Below are 15286 nucleotides of genomic sequence, written 5' to 3' on the forward strand. Positions count from 1 at the left end.
CTAAAGCACGTTGAGCATCGCGAGCGCGGTTTCCTGCAGATGCGGCAGCACGCGCCGCACGGCCGCGTCGGTCGTCTCCGCGCCGATCGGCATGTTCGTGCTCAGCGCGGCGACGACTTCGCCGTGACGGTTCTTCAGCGGCACCGCGATGCCGCGCACGCCGACCTGCAATTGCTGCTCGATCACCGCGAAGCCCGCGTCGCGCGCGTGGTCGACCTGTTCGAGCAGGCGTGCCTTGTTGGTGATCGTGTGCGGCGTGAACGGCGCGAGTTCGGTGTCGTCGAGCCACGTGCGGACGGCCTCGCGATCTGGTTGATGCGCGAGCAGCACGACGCCCGGCGACGTCAGCGGGGCGGGCACGCGCGCGCCGAGCACGAAGCCGGTCGTCATCACGCGCGACACGCCGTTGCGGGCGATGAACACGAGTTCCCAGCCGTCGAGCACGCTCACGTACGCCGATTCGTTCAGCGACGCGCTCAGTTGCTGCAGATAGGGCTGGACCGTGCGCGGCAGGCGCGCCGAATCGAAGTACGACCAGCCGACCCGCAGCACGCGAGGCGTGAGGCCGTACAGCTTGCCGTCGGTGTAGACGTAGCCGAGCGATTCGAGCGTCAGCAGGTAGCGCCGCGCGGCCGTGCGCGTGAGGCCGGTGCGGGCGGCGGCCTGGGTCGGCGTCATCCGCGCGTGCTGGCTGTCGAATGCCTCGAGGATCATCAGGCCCTTTTCGAGGCCGGCAATCCAGTCGCGTCGGTCGAGGTCGGGCTTTTTCATGGTCGGGGGCGCGTCGTGCGCGGTGTTCGTGCGGGAGTGGGCGATTATCGCGCGGCGCGGCGGACAATGCGACATGCGGCCAGCCGGCGCTATCCGTTCGGCCGGCTGTGCGGCCTTGCAGCCCGTGCATCGTGGCAACGGCCTCGATCGAGGGCTGCGAGTACCTGTACACCGAAGATATGCATGACGGCTTGCGGGTGGAGGGTGATCCAGTATTGCGGAATCCGTTTGTCTGAGCGCCGGCGGTTTCGGGCACGCGCTCGTCCGGCGTTCTGGTCGCGACGGGCGGTCAGGCAGCGCGAGGTTCTCGGGCTCACGTGTGTTCGTGACAAAGCGCGGCAATCCGCCATCGGGTGTCGCTCACGCACCACAGCTCCAGAAAATCGAAGCGAGAATCCATCGTTCCGTCGTGCCAGACGAATCCAGTTCCGGATATCGTCGCCCATTGCGCGTGCTCGGCGATCTGTATCGCGTCATCCCGGTATGCAACACGACGTGTGACCGTCGCCCGTTCGGCCGACAGGGCGCGCATTCGAGCGAGAAACTGCGCTTTCGGACGAAAGCGATTTTCGTGCTGGATAAAGAAGTGCGGGCTTGCCACGAAATCGAGTTGCTCGACGTCGGCGTGGCGATACGCATCGATCCAGACTTCGCGCATCTGCATCAGTGTGAATCGAGGTTCCATGTCGCTTGCATTCCGGTTGAAGTGCGAGTTGCCGTGTGTGCGGCTATTCGCTTGGGAAGGAACGCAGCCTATGGCTTCGACAGGTGTTTGGGCAATCGGACAGGTCTGAATCTGGCGTTCGGCGAGCGATGCAATGCATTGGCGCCGGCGACATCCAGCTCATGCGCTCGAGCAATCCCGGCCGAGGGGCCGTGACCGTAATGGTGTGATCGATGCTGCCACGTCGACGCGAACGACGTCGATGCCGGGACGGGAAGTGAGGCGGGAGCGTGGCCGATACGCACCCGACGGCGGCCGATGGCTGAAGAGGGGGCAGCGGCGCGTCGGCGCCGCCGGTCGAATGCAAAAAGCGGCGGATGCGGCGCGCCTGTTACGCCCGCCGCATCCCGATTGCCATTACTCGCTGCTCGTCCACTCGACGTTCGCACCGACCGAACGCAGGTTTTCGACGAAATGCGGGTGCGCGCGGCGGATCGGCAGCGCGTTCATGATTTCCGAGCGGCCTTCGATGCTCGCGGCCACCATCAGCAGCGCGATCGCGACACGGATGATGTACGGGCTCTCGACGCGCGCCGGCGTCAGTTGCAGGCCGCCGAACGTGATCAGCCGGTGCGGATCGGACAGCAGCACGTGCGCGCCGAATTTCGACAGTTCGCCGGACCAGCCGAGCGCGCCGTCGTAGACCTTGTTCCAGAACATCGCGCTGCCTTCCGCACGCACGCCGAGCGCGATGAAGATCGGCAGCAGGTCGACCGGCAGGTACGGCCACGGCGCGGCTTCGACCTTGGTCAGGATGTTCTGCGTGAACGGCCGGCGCACGCGCAGCGGGCCGTCGCGTTCCGCACGGGACCAGCCGTCGCGGTGCGTGACGGTCACGCCGAACTTCGCGAACGTGCGGTCGATCAGCGGGAAATGCTCCGGCGACGAGTTGCGCACCGTGATGTCGCCGCCGGTGATCGCGCCCAGCGCGAGGAACGTCGCGATTTCGTGGAAATCCTCGGCAAAGCGGAATTCGCCGCCGCCGAGCTTGCCGCCGCCCGTCACGCACAGGCGCGACGTGCCGATGCCTTCGATCGCGACGCCGATCATCGCGAGGAACTGGCAGAACTCCTGCACGTGCGGCTCGGACGCCGCATTCATCAGCGTGGAGGTGCCGCCCGCGGCCGTCGCGCACAGCGCGAAGTTTTCGGTGGTCGTCACCGATGCGTAGTCGAGCCAGTGATCGTTGGCCGTCAGCGGGCCGTCGGCACGGACGATCAGCGAATCGGGCGTGCGCTGGATGTGCGCGCCGAAGCGCTCGAACACTTCGACGTGCGGATCGATTTCGCGCACGCCGAGCGTGCAGCCCTTCACGTCGTTCTCGAGGCGCGCGACGCCGAAGCGTGCGAGCAGCGGCGGAATCAGCATGATCGACGAGCGCATCGCCTCGGGCAGGCGGTGAACGGCCGGGTCGAACGTCGTGTTGCGATGGTGGAGTTCGAGAATGCCGGTCGTGAAGTCGACCGACACGTCGCTGCCGAGCGTGCGGAAGATGTCGAGGATCTTGCGCACGTCGGTGATGTCCGGCACGCCGACGAGGCGCAGCGGCTGATCGGTCAACAGGGTGGCGCACAGGATCGGCAGGACGGCGTTCTTGTTCGCGGACGGCTTGATGTCCCCGCGCAGCGGAGTGCCGCCGTGGACGATGAGATTCGACATGATATGGGGGCGTATCTGTGACTGACGTAGGCCCATATGATGCCATTGGTCGGCGGGTGACGTGGAATGTTCAGAGGGCAAAAAGGGCTTCTGCGCGCGGGATTGACCGTGTTTGACGTTGGGCGAGGGCCGGGCCCGTCCGGCTCGCCGGGGATAGTAGCCGGTGTGAAAATGGCCGGCGCGTATTGCGGCCGGCCCTCCGGTCATTTCCTCACTCCGCCGCCCGCATCCGCGCGGCGACCACCAGCGAGATCAGGCAACCCACCGCGAGATAGCCGGCGACCAGGTGCCATGAACCGCCGGCCAGGCTGACCAGCGCCACCGCGATGAACGGCGTGAACCCGCCGCCGACGACGCTCGCGAACTGATAACCGACGCCCGCGCCGCTGTAGCGGTATTCCGCACCAAACAACTCGGTGAAGAGCGGCTGCTGGACGCTCACGATCATGTCGTGCGCGGCATTGGCCAGCAGGATCGAGAAGACCACGATCCACGCGATCGAGCGCGATTCCAGCGCGACGAAGAACGGCACCGCCGACGCGAGGCCGATCAGCGCGCCGATCAGGTAGATGCGGCGCAGGCCGAAGCGGTCCGCCAGCCATGCGAAGCACGGGATCGTCACGCAGCTGACCGCGCCGACCAGCAGGCCGATGTTCAGGAACAGGTCGCGCGACATGCCGAGGTTCGACGTCGAATAGCTGAGCGCGAACGCGGTGACGATATACATCGTGAACAGTTCGGCGAGCCGCAGCGCGACGATCAGCAGGAACGCCTTCGGATGGCGCGTCAGCGCCTCCAGCACCGGCAGGCGCAGCTTGCGATTGCCGTGCTCGACCTTCTCGACGAATTCCTGCGACTCGTCCATGCTCTTGCGGACCCACAGCCCGATCAGCACCAGCACGATGCTGAATACGAACGGCAGGCGCCAGCCCCACGACTTGAACGCGGCCTCGCCGAGCGTATGGCTCAGGATCGACACGATCCCCGTGGCCAGCACGAGCCCGACGCCGTAGCCGACCTGCACGCCGCTGCTGTAGAACGCCTTTTTCTGCTTCGGTGCGCTCTCGACGGCCATCAGCGCCGCGCCGCCCCATTCGCCACCGACCGCGAAGCCCTGGATCGCACGCATCAGCACCAGCAGCACGGGCGCCCACCAGCCGATCGTCGCGAAGCTCGGCAGCAGGCCGATCGCGACGGTCGACAGCCCCATCAGCATCACGGTCAGCACGAGCATCCGCTTGCGGCCGAGCCGGTCGCCGTAATGGCCGAACACGACGCCGCCGAGCGGCCGGAACAGGAAGCCGACGCCGAAGGTCGCGAACGCCGCGAGCGTGCCCATGGTCGGGCTGACCTTCGGAAAGAATTCGGAATTGAAGACGAGTGCGGCGACGATCCCGTACAGCAGGAAGTCGTACCAGTCGACGACGGCACCGACGAAGCTGCCGATCGCGGCCTTGCGGGCTTGGCTGCGCGCGCGGGCGCCGGCGGCGGCGTCGAGGGTGTCGAAGGTTGGGGTCATGGCGAAGTCTCCTGGCATGGCGCATCGTGGAATCGTGGCGGCGCCGCGTCCGATGCTGCATTGAAGTCGATGGGTGGACGGAGAATAGGGCGCGCGCCGCGCGACGGCAATTGGCCGATCGGACAAAATGCGCGATTATCGCTCTTTTATGTGCGATTATCGAACGAATCCCGGGTTTGCACTAGGCGAGGCATTCGTATCCCGTTCGGCCAGGGTGTGCCGGCGTGAACGATCTGGTTAAAATCGGGACCATCAAAACCTTGCCCGAATCGGGCGGACACCCGGCCACCCCATCGGCCGGGGATGCCGCACGCGCGGGCGTCATCCCCATCGACCGCATACCCCCGGAGACTGTAATGCCCGGCAATTCCCACCCCCTGTCCAGCGATACGCCGCCCGTTGCCGATCCGGCCGCCAATCCGCTCGGGATGGCCGGACTCGAATTCGTCGAGTTCGCGGCGCCGGTGCCGGACGCGCTCGCGCAACGCTTCGAGCAGCTCGGATTCAAGGCGATCGCGCGCCATGTCAGCAAGAACGTCACGCTGTACCGGCAAGGGCAGATGCAGTTCCTGATCAACGCCGAGCCCGATTCGTTCGCTGCGCGCTATGCAGAGGAATACGGGATGGGCGTGTGCGCGATCGGGCTGCGGGTGGCCAGCGCACGGCGCGCGTTCGAGCGTGCGATCGAGCTCGGCGCGTGGGCGTTCGAGGGCGAGCGGATCGGGGTCGGCGAGCTGAAGATTCCGGCGATCCAGGGGATCGGCGATTCGCACCTTTATTTCGTCGATCGCTGGCGCGGGCGGGACGGCCAGCGCGGCGGCGTCGGCGACATCTCGATCTTCGACATCGATTTCCGGCCGATCGACATCGCGACCGCGCATACCGATCTCGATTGCGCGGGCACGGGCCTGCAGCAGGTCGACCATTTCACGCAGACGGTCGGCGCGGGGCGCATGCGCGAGTGGCTCGACTTCTATCACGACCTGCTGCACTTCCGCGAAATCCATGAAATCGACGCGCACTGGCATGTGTCGGAAGAGTCGCGCGTGATGGTGTCGCCGTGCGGCGCGGTGCGGATTCCGGTCTACGAGGAAGGCACGCGCCGCACCGAGCTGATGCACGCGTATTTGCCGGACCATCCGGGCGAAGGCGTCCAGCACGTTGCGCTGGCGACCGACGACATCCTGGCGAGCGTCGATGCGCTGCGCGCGAACGGCGTCGAATTCATCGAACCGCCGGCGCGCTATTACGACGAAGTCGATGCGCGGCTGCCGGGGCACGGCGTCGATCTCGACGCGCTGCGCCGCCGCGCGGTGCTGGTCGACGGCGAAATCGGCAGCGACGGCGTGCCGCGCCTGTTCTTCCAGACCTTCGTCAAGCGCCGGCCCGGCGAGATCTTCTTCGAGATCGTGCAGCGGCAGGGGCACCACGGATTCGGGGAAGGAAACCTCGCGGCGCTGGCCCGCGCCCGCGACGCCGGGTGAGCGACAGAGGGCGTGGTCGCGGTAGTGGCCACGGCCGCGAGTGCGACTGAGAAATCAGCGACCGCGTAACGTCACCCGCCCGCGGCCGGCACACGGTTCGGCGCCGGATCGTTCGGCGCCTTGAGCGCGCATGCGGTACCGCCCGGCGTGTACATCGACACGACGCAGCGATTGCATGACGTGCAGCCCGATTGCGCGATGCGGCCGTCGCGCAGTTCGTTCACGAAACCCGGCTCGAACACGAGCGCGCGGGCGAGCGCCACCGCGTCGAATCCTTCGCGCATCGCCAGCGCGACGTTCTCGCGCGAGCGCACGCCGCCGAGATAGGCGAGCGGCATCCGGACGGCCGCTCGCACCTGCCGCGAATGCTCGAGGAAATACATCTCCCGAAACGCGCCCATCTTCGGCTCGGTGAGCTTCTGCAGCGCCATCGCGGTGCGCACGATCGCGTTGTCGGCGTTCGCGCGCGCCTCGCCGGGCAGCGGGCTGCCGAACAGCTGCCACACCGACTCGACGTTCATCCCGCCGCTCAGCACCAGCAAGTGCGCGCCCTCGGCCTCGAGCCGCCGTGCGATCTCGGATGCGTCGTCGGGCGTTCCGCCGCCACGCACGCCTTCGGTCACGCCGATCTTGCAGACCACGGCGAGATCGCGGCCGACCGCATCGAGCACGCGGCGCAGCACCTCGACGGGGAACGTCGCGCGACGCGCCGCATCGCCGCCGTATGCGTCGCGGCGGCGGTTGTACAGCGGCGACAGGAACTGGCTCAGCAGATAACCGTGACCCATATGGATCTCGACCGCGTCGAAGCCCGCGTCGCGCGCGTGGCGCGCCGCGCGTGCGAATTCGTCGGCGATGACGGTCATCTGGTCGCGCGTCATCGCCTGCTTCAGGAAGCGCCCGCTCATCACGCCGACCTTGTTGAACCCGCCCGACGCACTCAACGGACGTTTCGTCGACAGCGACGGCAGGAACGTGAAGCAGCCGCCGTGGGTGATCTGCGCGGACGCCGCCGCGCCGTGGCGATGCACCGCGTCGGTCAGCGCGCGGAATTGCCGGACCGTGGGCGCATCGAGCCGCGCCTGGTCGACGAACGTGCGGCCGTCGTCGCTGACCGCGCAGTACGCGACCGTCGTCAGCGCGGCGCCGCCCGCGGCGATGCGTTCATGAAACCCGACGAGCGCACGCGACGGCACGCCGTTCGGCGTCATCCCTTCGTTGGTCGCGGATTTGATCAAGCGGTTGCGCAGCGTCAGCGGGCCGATCTGCAGCGGGCTGAACGCAGTATCGAGGGCGGCAGGTTCCATGTCGGGCGTGCGTCGGAATGGGGATGGCGACCATTGTGCGGAGCCGACGCCGGATCGCATCGTCCACGTGGATGATCCGCCGCCCGCCGCCCGCCGCCCGCCGCCCGCCGCCCGCCGCCCGCACCGCCTAGTCGGCCGCGCCCAGCTTGCGCGCCTGGCGGCGCATCCCGTCGAAGATCGCATCGGCCACGTCTGACGGGAAATCCGCCGGAATGCGCGACGCGACGCCGGCGATTACCGGTTCGGTGCGTGCCGCCACATCGGCCATGGCCGCGCGTACGACGTCTTCGGTCAGACCGACACGCGCGCCTTGCGCGATCCAGTGACGCGGCTGGATGTCGCCGATCACGTAATGGCGATTCTTCCCGCACACGGCCATCGCGAGCCGGGCGCGCCGCGGCGGCAGTTGGTTGCGGCGCGTGCCGATGATCGGATGCGCGGACAGCACGTCGTACAGCGGCGTGCTGCGATACGTGTTGCCGGGCAGGTGCGCGATGCTGAAATTCTTCGCGTGGCCGTCGATGGCCGCGAGCACCCAGAACACGAGCTGCGTGACGAAGAAGTTCGCCCGGTCCCGCGCGGCCTCGGCTGAATTCGCGAGGATGCCCATGATCGTCGCGATGCCGGGGCCGCCGTCGGATTCGTATTTGGCGCCCGACGGCGTGCCGGTCGCCTGGCACATGTCCTCCTGCGGCAACCGCAGGATCCAGGTGCCGTCGCGGGACGGACGGCGGTCGAAACGCTCGACGATCAGCGCCTTCTGGTCGTCGAACCGGCCGATGTCGCACGCGGCGACCGGCAGGCCGTACGCGGCGACGATCTTCGAACACAGCCATTCGTTCTCGACCGACGTGCGCATGTCGGCCTGCATGTTCCCGACGCGCCCCAGCGGCAGCTTGAAGATATGCGTGGTCGGCGTGCTGCCCGCCGGCAGCAGCCAGCGATCGCCGTCGCGCAATAACGCGGTTTTTTCCTGCGCGCCGGCGATCGACAGGCGCAGCTCGCCGTCCGGCTCCGCGTGGCCGGGCAGCGGCGCGGCGGTCGCGTGGCGCAGCACGTCGGCCACGGCCGTATCGTCGAGCGCGGTGCCGTCGATCGATTCGAGGTCGACCGGTGCTTCGTCCGGGGGCAACAACTGCAGCGCCCCGACGCAATCGCGGCCGATCGACGCGAGCAGTTCGAACGGCGCCGTCGACCCGAGCCGGTAGCGCTGCGCGATGCGGCGGCGGATCGGCTGGCTGTCCGGCAGCAGGTTGTCGAAGTAGTCGGCGACGATCGCGCCCTGGTGCGGCTGATTGCCCGGCGTGAACGGCAGCGACAGCGACAGCGGACGGCCTTGCGGATCGTCGACCCACGCCGGCAGGTAGACGAGGCGCTCGACGCCGCGCCGGACTTCCCAGTAGCCGACCGGGATGCCGTTCATCCACAGGTCGAGGCGGTCGTGGCGGGGGCGGCGGGCCATCGTCACCAGTCCTCCCGCGTGGTGCCCCGAGGCTTGCCGGGCGTGGCGGCGGCGGGCCGTTTCCGCGTGGCGGCGGATGGGGCCTTCGCAGCGGCCGGCGGGCGAGCCGGCAGCTCGGACGAACCGGGCGAACCGGACGAGCGACCGCGCGCGGCCGGCGTGCGCTTGGGCGCCGGCGCGGTGCCAGCGGGCGCCGCTGCGTCGTCCGGCGTGCCCGGCTCGAGCGCCAGGCGAACGCCGAGCACGTTCAGCACCTTGAAAAGACGTTCGATACTGACCGCGGACGGATTGGCTTCGAGCTGCGCGTACGACTGTTGCGTCACGCCGAGGCGGGCAGCGAGCTGCGCCTGCGTGAACCCCGCCGACTTCCGGAAGCCGACGAGGATCGGGCGCAACTGGCTCAAGGTCTGGACAGGGAATGCCATGGGCTCTCCGCGCAATGACAGGCGATCGTTTGTAATCGAAAAATACAGTCTATGGCATGTATCGTCAAAATACAAACCCGAGACTGTATTTCATAAAAACAAACGACAGCCTGTCAAGCGAAACCCTTGGGGCCGCGCCAGGACGCGCGGCACGCGCCCGTCAGCCCGGCATCATCACGCCGCCCGCAGCGGGCTCGCATCGGCGGCGCCCGCGCTTTCCGGATCGTCGTCGCCGAGCGGGATGAACGCCATGATTTCCAGGTCGTGCCCCGACAGCGCCGGCAGCCGGAACGGACTCGACAGCACGTTCAGCCGCCGCACGCCGAGCTCGCGCAGGATCTGCGAGCCGATTCCCGTCACGCGGCCGTCACGGCGCGCGTGGCCAGCCGGCGTTCGCATCGCGTCGCCGCGCATGTCGCAGTCGAGCAGCACCGCGACGCCGCAACCGGCCGCATCGATCCGCTGCAGCGCCGCGTGCAGCGGCCACGAATGCGCGGACGGTTCCGCGTCGAGCAGGTCGAGCAGCGAATGGCATTCGTGCACGCGCGTCAGCACGGGTGTCGACGGATCGGGCTCGCCGCGCACCAGCGCAAGATGCGGCGCACCGTGCACGGTGTCGCGATACTCGATCGCGCGGAACCGGCCCCACGGCGTATGCAGCGGCCGTTCGCCGACACGTTCGACGAGCGACTCGTGCTCGCGGCGGTAATGGATCAGGTCCGCGATCGTGCCGATCTTCAGCCCGTGATGCGCGGCGAACGTCCGCAGCTCGGGCAGCCGCGCCATCGTGCCGTCGTCGTTCATCACCTCGCAGATCACCGACGCGGGCGTGAGCCCGGCGAGCGCCGCGAGATCGCAGCCGGCCTCAGTGTGTCCCGCGCGCACCAGCACGCCGCCCGGGCGCGCGGCGATCGGAAACACGTGGCCGGGCTGCACGAGATCGTCGGGACGCGCGCCCGCGCGCACCGCCGCGCGGATCGTTCGCGCGCGATCGGCTGCCGAAATGCCGGTCGTCACGCCTTCGGCCGCCTCGATGCTGACGGTGAACGCGGTACCGAATGGCGTGCCGTTGCGATCGGCCATCGGCGGCAGACGCAGTTGCTCGCAGCGCTCCGCAGTCAGCGTCAGGCAGATCAGCCCGCGCCCGAAGCGCGCCATGAAGTTGATCGCGTCGGGCGTCACGTGATCGGCCGCGATCACGAGGTCGCCTTCGTTTTCGCGGTCCTCCTCGTCGACGAGCAGGACCATCCGTCCCGCACGCAGCTCGTCGACGATTTCCCGCGTACTGGCGAGCGTCATTGCGCCTCCGTCGCGTCGAAGGCGCGGCGCAGCGCGTCGGCGCCGAAGGTCAGCACGCGATCGGCCGCGTCGATTGCGCCGAGCATGCTCGCGAAGCCGTGCAGCTGCCCCGGCCAACGCACGAGCGAGACCGGCGTGCCGGCCTGCGCGAGGCGCAGTGCGTACGCTTCGGCCTCGTCGCGCAACGGATCGAATTCCGCGCTGACGATGGTGGCCGGCGCCGCGCCCGACAGGTCCGCCACGGCGAGCGGGCTCGCGAGCGGCGATGCGCGGTCGGCGCCGTCGCCGAAATACTGGCGCTTGAACCAGCGCATCGCGTCCGCCGTCAGGAAATAGCCTTCGCCGAGCGATTCGTACGACGGATGCTCGGTCGCACAATCGACGACCGGATACAGCAGCAACTGGTGCGCGATCGCGATGCCCGAGCCGCGCAACTGCAGCGCGGCGACCGCGGCCAGGTTGCCGCCCGCGCTGTCGCCGGCCACGGCGATCGCCCCGGCGCGCGCGCCGAGATCGCGCGCACCGGCGGCGGCCCAGCGCACCGCGTCGCAAGCGTCCTGCGCGGCTGCCGGGAAGCGCGCTTCGGGCGCGAGCCGGTAATCGACCGACAGCACGAGCGTGCGCGCCCGCCTGGCAAGACTGCGGCACAGGTTCGCGTGCGAATCGATCCCGCACGCGACGAAGCCGCCACCGTGGAAAAACACGGTCAGCGGCAACGGCCCGTTGGCATCGGGCCGATACAGTCGTGCGGATAACTGACGACCCGGCGCCGGGATCTGCCAGTCCTCTTCGGCGGCAATCGCGTCGCCGGGCGCGAACGCGCTGCCTCCGGCGAGGCTCGCACGGTACGCGGGCACGGTCAGTCGATCGAAATCGATCGGGGGCACTTGGGCGAGCGCGGCGAGCAGCGCCTGCGCCTGAGGGTCGAGCGGCATTGGAACTCCTGTCTGAATCGGATGCGGTCTGAATCAGGTAAACCCGCATCGCGGTTTTCCCTGAGCCCGCGCCGGATGCTTGCCGGCACGGCCTGACGGGCATTCCAGCGCAGCGGGCAGGGCGCCACATCATCCGATTGGACGATGGTTCGCACGTCCGGATGGCCAAAGCTCACCATTCAGTGAATGTCCCGATGACGCCGGAATTAAGACACGTCTTAATCATGGCGGCGCGGATGAATCGCACCGAACACAAGTTGCATGGAGGATGGAGCGTGCTGATGGAGACGAGATGGGCCCCGCAAGAGAGCCAGTCAACGAGCGAGGAGGCCGACATCGGCGTCGCTGATTTCAGCGAGCTGATGGCGCGCATCTACCAGGGGCCGATGGAAACGCCGCCGTGGGCGGGCGCGCTCGAGATGGTTCGCCGGCTGCTGCAGGCCAGCTACGTGACGCTGATCCTGCGCGCGGCCGCGAGCGACCGTCGCGCGCCGCTGTCCGTGCATGCATCGGAGTTCGGCCCGGTCGTGCCGGGGGACGGCGAGGCGTCGTACAACAACTACTACTATTCGCTCGACCCGTTCGTCGGCCTGCCGGCCGATCGCGTGGTCACGGTCGACGACGTGTTCGGCGATACGGGCTGGCGGTCGAGCGAACTGTACAAGCAGTTCCTGAAGCCGCAGGACGTGCGCTACATTCTCGGCGCGGACCTGCGCACGCCGTCGGGCGTCGAGTGCCGGTTCCGCGTGTGCCGCAATCATGCGTCGAAGCAGTTCTCCGCGCGCGACAAGGCGATCTGCGCGCTGCTGCTGCCGCACCTGAAGCGGGCGGTCGAACTGCATTCGCGGCTCGACACGGCCGAGGTCGAGCGGTCGATCTATGCCAACGCGATCAACCGGATGCAGATCGGCACGATCACGCTCGACGAGAACGGCACGATCATCGACATGAACGGCGTCGCCGACGAGATCCTGAAGCAGAACAACGGTCTGACGATTGCGCGCGGCACGATCGAGGCGACCGATGCGCAGGAGAACCGCACGCTCAAGCGGCTGATCCGCCACGCGGTGATGGGGCACCACGGCACGGCCGCGGCGATCGTCGAGGCGATGCCGATCACGCGCGGCTTCGACAAGCCGCGCCTCGGGCTGCTGGTGCGCACCGTGCTGCTGTCCGACTGGTCGGAGGACAACAAGCGCCGGCCGGCCGTCACGCTGTTCCTGCGCGACCCCGACCGCAAGCCGCAAGGCGCGCAGGAAATCATCCGCAAGCTGTTCGACCTGACGCCCGCCGAGACGTCGCTCGCGCTGCTGCTGACGAACGGGCTGACGCTCGAGGAGGCGGCGGAGGAATCGGGGATCAGCAAGAACACGGCGCGCACGCACCTGCGCGCGATCTTCTCGAAGACGGGCGTGACGCGCCAGGCGACACTCGTGCGAATCCTGCTCGGGAGCGTGGTGCCGCTGGGATAAGTAGAGGCCGATGTCGATCCGTCGGAGTCGGCCGCATTCCTCTGGCGAGCCAGCGACAACAGTCGACGGGGCACGTGACGCTCGGCGATGGAGGCATCATGCAAAAGAGGCTCGCCCGTACATCCGGTTGCCGCTTTCTCGTTTGCCTTTTCAAAGGCCGCGGAGCCGGCCTTCGACATGCGTGCGGGTCTTGCCGCCAACCCAGATATGACCAGCCTCGTCGCGGGTCAAATGAATGCGGCCATGGCGGCCGAGGCGTGTCCCCTGGGCGGCGACATAGTCGTCGTCAACCACACCTGTCGCGAACAGCCACTGCGCCATTGAAGCATTGAGGCTTCCAGTGACCGGGTCTTCGACGACGGTGCCCAGATGGTCGCTGAAGAAGGCGCGAACCTCGAAGGCCGCGTTGCCGCCTGTTGCATGAGGGCCGATAACGCCGACATCGATCCGGCCGGGCCAACCGCGGAGCGGATTGAGGGCGAGCACCGTTTCCGCCGATACCAGCCTGATGCCCAGCCATCCGGGACCGTTGTCGATCCAGGCGGCATCAAGGACATCGCCGGATTCGATCCCCAGCAGTCGCCGGGCCTGGTCCAATTCATCCTGTGTCGGCGCGCCGGAGCGGATCAGCGGCGGGGCGGCGAAGGAAAGCCGCTCGTGATTGCGTCGGATCGGAACCAGCCCGGCTCCGCATTCCTGGACGATTTCCGCTTCGCTCTTCGGCACGCGGCCCGTCGAGAGCCACGCATGACAGCTGCCGAGCGTCGGGTGCCCGGCAAAAGGCATCTCCCTGTCCAGCGTGAAGATCCTGACCCGGTAGTCCGCCTCAGGATGCGTGGGTGGCAAGAGAAAAGCGGTCTCGGACAGGTTGAACCATCGCGTCAGCCGCTGCATGTCGTCCGTTGCCAGGGCATCGGCACCGATGACGACCGCCAGCGGATTGCCCGAAAGCGGCCCGGCGCCGAAGACATCGATCATATGGATCGCAAAGGTCATGACATCGCTCTTTCAATTCAGGTCAGTTCGTGATGGCGCCGACAAGCCGGGATATCAACGTTGCCAGGCAAGCAGATTGACTCCCGCAACGGCGAACACCGCGGATAGCGTGCCTTCGATCCAGCGCCGGAGACGGGTATACAGGGCGATCATCCGAGCGGTCGAGAAGAGGACCGCATAACCACCGAACACGATGACGCCGAGGAACGCGCAACCACCGATGATCGCCGGCAAGGTGCCGCCGGGGGCGTGCTCATGAAGCCCAAGGGACATGATTGCCATCCAGGCCAGAACCGCCTTCGGGTTCCCGATATGCATGAGAATGCCCTGGCGGTAGAGCCGCCGATAGCGAGGTGTCGAGCGTCCTGGTTCCATCTTCGCGAAGCCGGAGCCCGGTTTCAGCGCCGATCTGCCCGTGCGGAACGCCAGGTAGAGCAGATAGACACCCCCAACCATCTTGATGACGAAAAGCGCCTCGGCATAGGCGGCCAGCACGGCGGAAACGCCGGTCGCCGCCAGGATCGCCCAGAAGAGTGAGCCCGTGATGACGCCGGCAGCCAGAACGAGGGCCGGCAGACGGCCGTCGCGCATCGCTGTTCCCATGATCGCCATGTTGCTCGGTCCGGGGCTGGCGGTGGCGATCAGATAGGTGCCGTAGGCGAGTGCGATCTGACTGGCGATCATTCGAGTTTCTCCAAAGATGCGGGGCGTCTCCAGCGTTACGGCTGGAGGTCTCCGCGATGAACGATATGGACCTTGTTCCCGTCGGGGTCGCGCAGATACGCGCCGAAGTAGCCGTTACCGTAGTGGGGGCGTAACCCGGGTGCACCGTCGTCCGTCCCGCCGTGCGCGAGACCGTTCGCGTAGGCCGTGTTCACGGCTTCTTGCGAGGGGGCCAGAAAGGCGACCATGCTGCCGTTGCTGATGGTCGCCGGCTCACCGTCGTACGGGATGTAGACATAGAAGCGCGGCAGCGGCGATTGACCGGTTACCCAGCAAAGCGCCGGAGGCCCGCCATCGGACGTGACGACGCGACGCTTCAGTCCGAGCGGTGCGAGCAGCGCATCATAGAAACGGCCTGCCCGCCCAAGATCACGCGCCCCAACAGTTACATGGCTCAACATTCGACTCTCCACACGCCTGTCATGGCGATCAGGCGCCTCCAGAAATGCATGACCTCATCCCATCACATCGCGCATGTTACGCTTGTTGCTTTCATAAATAGTGTCACGT

General features: G+C 67.5%; 14 protein-coding genes. 2 read left to right on the forward strand and 12 right to left on the reverse strand.

The features are described 5' to 3' along the window. The 4 genes from DIE17_RS01430 to shiA form a co-directional block, all read right to left on the reverse strand. The gene (locus DIE17_RS01430; RefSeq protein WP_124484841.1) at window positions 1-771 is read right to left on the reverse strand and encodes an IclR family transcriptional regulator C-terminal domain-containing protein; all 771 of its coding nucleotides are present in this window, start codon (window positions 769-771) and stop codon (window positions 1-3) included. 313 nt (window positions 772-1084) lie between these two features. Continuing rightward, entirely contained in the window at window positions 1085-1456 is a 372-nt protein-coding gene (locus DIE17_RS01440; RefSeq protein WP_124519472.1) for a DUF4440 domain-containing protein, read from the reverse strand. Between the two features lie 396 nt (window positions 1457-1852). After that, entirely contained in the window at window positions 1853-3154 is a 1302-nt protein-coding gene (locus tag DIE17_RS01445) for a UDP-N-acetylglucosamine 1-carboxyvinyltransferase (protein WP_044843107.1), read from the reverse strand. Between the two features lie 211 nt (window positions 3155-3365). Continuing rightward, a complete protein-coding gene (gene shiA, locus DIE17_RS01450) occupies window positions 3366-4673 on the reverse strand; it encodes a shikimate transporter (protein WP_124484839.1) in 1308 nt (435 codons plus the stop codon). A gap of 356 nt (window positions 4674-5029) precedes the next feature. Between shiA and DIE17_RS01460 the strand changes: the two genes are divergently transcribed. Next, window positions 5030-6157, forward strand: a complete 1128-nt coding sequence (locus DIE17_RS01460) for a 4-hydroxyphenylpyruvate dioxygenase family protein (RefSeq protein ID WP_044843109.1) — start codon at window positions 5030-5032, stop codon at window positions 6155-6157. A 71-nt stretch (window positions 6158-6228) separates the two neighbouring features. Here DIE17_RS01460 and DIE17_RS01465 read toward each other — a convergent pair whose 3' ends face one another. The 5 genes from DIE17_RS01465 to DIE17_RS01485 all read right to left on the reverse strand — a co-directional run bounded on the left by DIE17_RS01465 (window position 6229) and on the right by DIE17_RS01485 (window position 11585). Next, window positions 6229-7464, reverse strand: coding sequence for an NADH:flavin oxidoreductase (locus DIE17_RS01465; protein ID WP_124519470.1), 1236 nt, complete (start codon window positions 7462-7464; stop codon window positions 6229-6231). Between the two features lie 127 nt (window positions 7465-7591). Then, a complete protein-coding gene (locus tag DIE17_RS01470) occupies window positions 7592-8926 on the reverse strand; it encodes a type II toxin-antitoxin system HipA family toxin (RefSeq protein ID WP_124920587.1) in 1335 nt (444 codons plus the stop codon). Between the two features lie 2 nt (window positions 8927-8928). Then, window positions 8929-9351 carry a helix-turn-helix transcriptional regulator gene (locus DIE17_RS01475; protein ID WP_124484836.1) on the reverse strand — a complete coding sequence of 141 codons (423 nt, stop codon included), beginning with the start codon at window positions 9349-9351 and terminating at the stop codon, window positions 8929-8931. A gap of 174 nt (window positions 9352-9525) precedes the next feature. Then, window positions 9526-10650: a bifunctional 3,4-dihydroxy-2-butanone-4-phosphate synthase/GTP cyclohydrolase II gene (ribBA, locus tag DIE17_RS01480; protein ID WP_124920588.1), complete on the reverse strand. Its 1125-nt coding sequence runs from the start codon at window positions 10648-10650 to the stop codon at window positions 9526-9528. Continuing rightward, entirely contained in the window at window positions 10647-11585 is a 939-nt protein-coding gene (locus DIE17_RS01485) for an alpha/beta hydrolase (protein ID WP_124920589.1), read from the reverse strand. The genes ribBA and DIE17_RS01485 overlap by 4 nt, the downstream gene beginning before the upstream one ends. A 281-nt stretch (window positions 11586-11866) precedes the next feature. Between DIE17_RS01485 and DIE17_RS01490 the strand changes: the two genes are divergently transcribed. Continuing rightward, window positions 11867-13057, forward strand: a complete 1191-nt coding sequence (locus DIE17_RS01490) for a helix-turn-helix transcriptional regulator (protein ID WP_124920590.1) — start codon at window positions 11867-11869, stop codon at window positions 13055-13057. 150 nt (window positions 13058-13207) lie between these two features. Here the strand turns inward: DIE17_RS01490 and DIE17_RS01495 are convergent, their stop codons facing one another. From DIE17_RS01495 to DIE17_RS01505, 3 genes are read right to left on the reverse strand one after another with little or no spacing between them, the layout of a single operon-like run. Further along, window positions 13208-14053: a PhzF family phenazine biosynthesis protein gene (locus tag DIE17_RS01495; RefSeq protein WP_124920591.1), complete on the reverse strand. Its 846-nt coding sequence runs from the start codon at window positions 14051-14053 to the stop codon at window positions 13208-13210. Window positions 14054-14107: 54 nt separating this feature from the next. After that, entirely contained in the window at window positions 14108-14737 is a 630-nt protein-coding gene (locus DIE17_RS01500; RefSeq protein WP_124920592.1) for a LysE family translocator, read from the reverse strand. Window positions 14738-14772: 35 nt separating this feature from the next. Then, a complete protein-coding gene (locus DIE17_RS01505) occupies window positions 14773-15177 on the reverse strand; it encodes a VOC family protein (protein WP_124920593.1) in 405 nt (134 codons plus the stop codon). Window positions 15178-15286: the final 109 nt, after the last annotated feature.

The sequence above is a fragment of the Burkholderia sp. Bp9099 genome (assembly GCF_003857805.1).
In the GTDB taxonomy this organism is placed as follows: domain Bacteria; phylum Pseudomonadota; class Gammaproteobacteria; order Burkholderiales; family Burkholderiaceae; genus Burkholderia.

Excerpts from the sequence above, each read along its gene's own strand:
- DIE17_RS01505 (WP_124920593.1), bottom strand. The coding sequence starts at position 15,177 with ATGTTGAGCCATGTAACTGTTGGGGCGCGTGATCTTGGGCGGGCAGGC.
- DIE17_RS01475 (WP_124484836.1), bottom strand. The coding sequence starts at position 9,351 with ATGGCATTCCCTGTCCAGACCTTGAGCCAGTTGCGCCCGATCCTCGTC.
- DIE17_RS01460 (WP_044843109.1), top strand. The coding sequence starts at position 5,030 with ATGCCCGGCAATTCCCACCCCCTGTCCAGCGATACGCCGCCCGTTGCC.
- DIE17_RS01430 (WP_124484841.1), bottom strand. The coding sequence starts at position 771 with ATGAAAAAGCCCGACCTCGACCGACGCGACTGGATTGCCGGCCTCGAA.
- DIE17_RS01440 (WP_124519472.1), bottom strand. The coding sequence starts at position 1,456 with ATGGAACCTCGATTCACACTGATGCAGATGCGCGAAGTCTGGATCGAT.
- DIE17_RS01490 (WP_124920590.1), top strand. The coding sequence starts at position 11,867 with ATGGAGACGAGATGGGCCCCGCAAGAGAGCCAGTCAACGAGCGAGGAG.
- DIE17_RS01495 (WP_124920591.1), bottom strand. The coding sequence starts at position 14,053 with ATGACCTTTGCGATCCATATGATCGATGTCTTCGGCGCCGGGCCGCTT.
- DIE17_RS01445 (WP_044843107.1), bottom strand. The coding sequence starts at position 3,154 with ATGTCGAATCTCATCGTCCACGGCGGCACTCCGCTGCGCGGGGACATC.
- shiA (WP_124484839.1), bottom strand. The coding sequence starts at position 4,673 with ATGACCCCAACCTTCGACACCCTCGACGCCGCCGCCGGCGCCCGCGCG.
- DIE17_RS01465 (WP_124519470.1), bottom strand. The coding sequence starts at position 7,464 with ATGGAACCTGCCGCCCTCGATACTGCGTTCAGCCCGCTGCAGATCGGC.
- DIE17_RS01470 (WP_124920587.1), bottom strand. The coding sequence starts at position 8,926 with ATGGCCCGCCGCCCCCGCCACGACCGCCTCGACCTGTGGATGAACGGC.
- ribBA (WP_124920588.1), bottom strand. The coding sequence starts at position 10,650 with ATGACGCTCGCCAGTACGCGGGAAATCGTCGACGAGCTGCGTGCGGGA.
- DIE17_RS01485 (WP_124920589.1), bottom strand. The coding sequence starts at position 11,585 with ATGCCGCTCGACCCTCAGGCGCAGGCGCTGCTCGCCGCGCTCGCCCAA.
- DIE17_RS01500 (WP_124920592.1), bottom strand. The coding sequence starts at position 14,737 with ATGATCGCCAGTCAGATCGCACTCGCCTACGGCACCTATCTGATCGCC.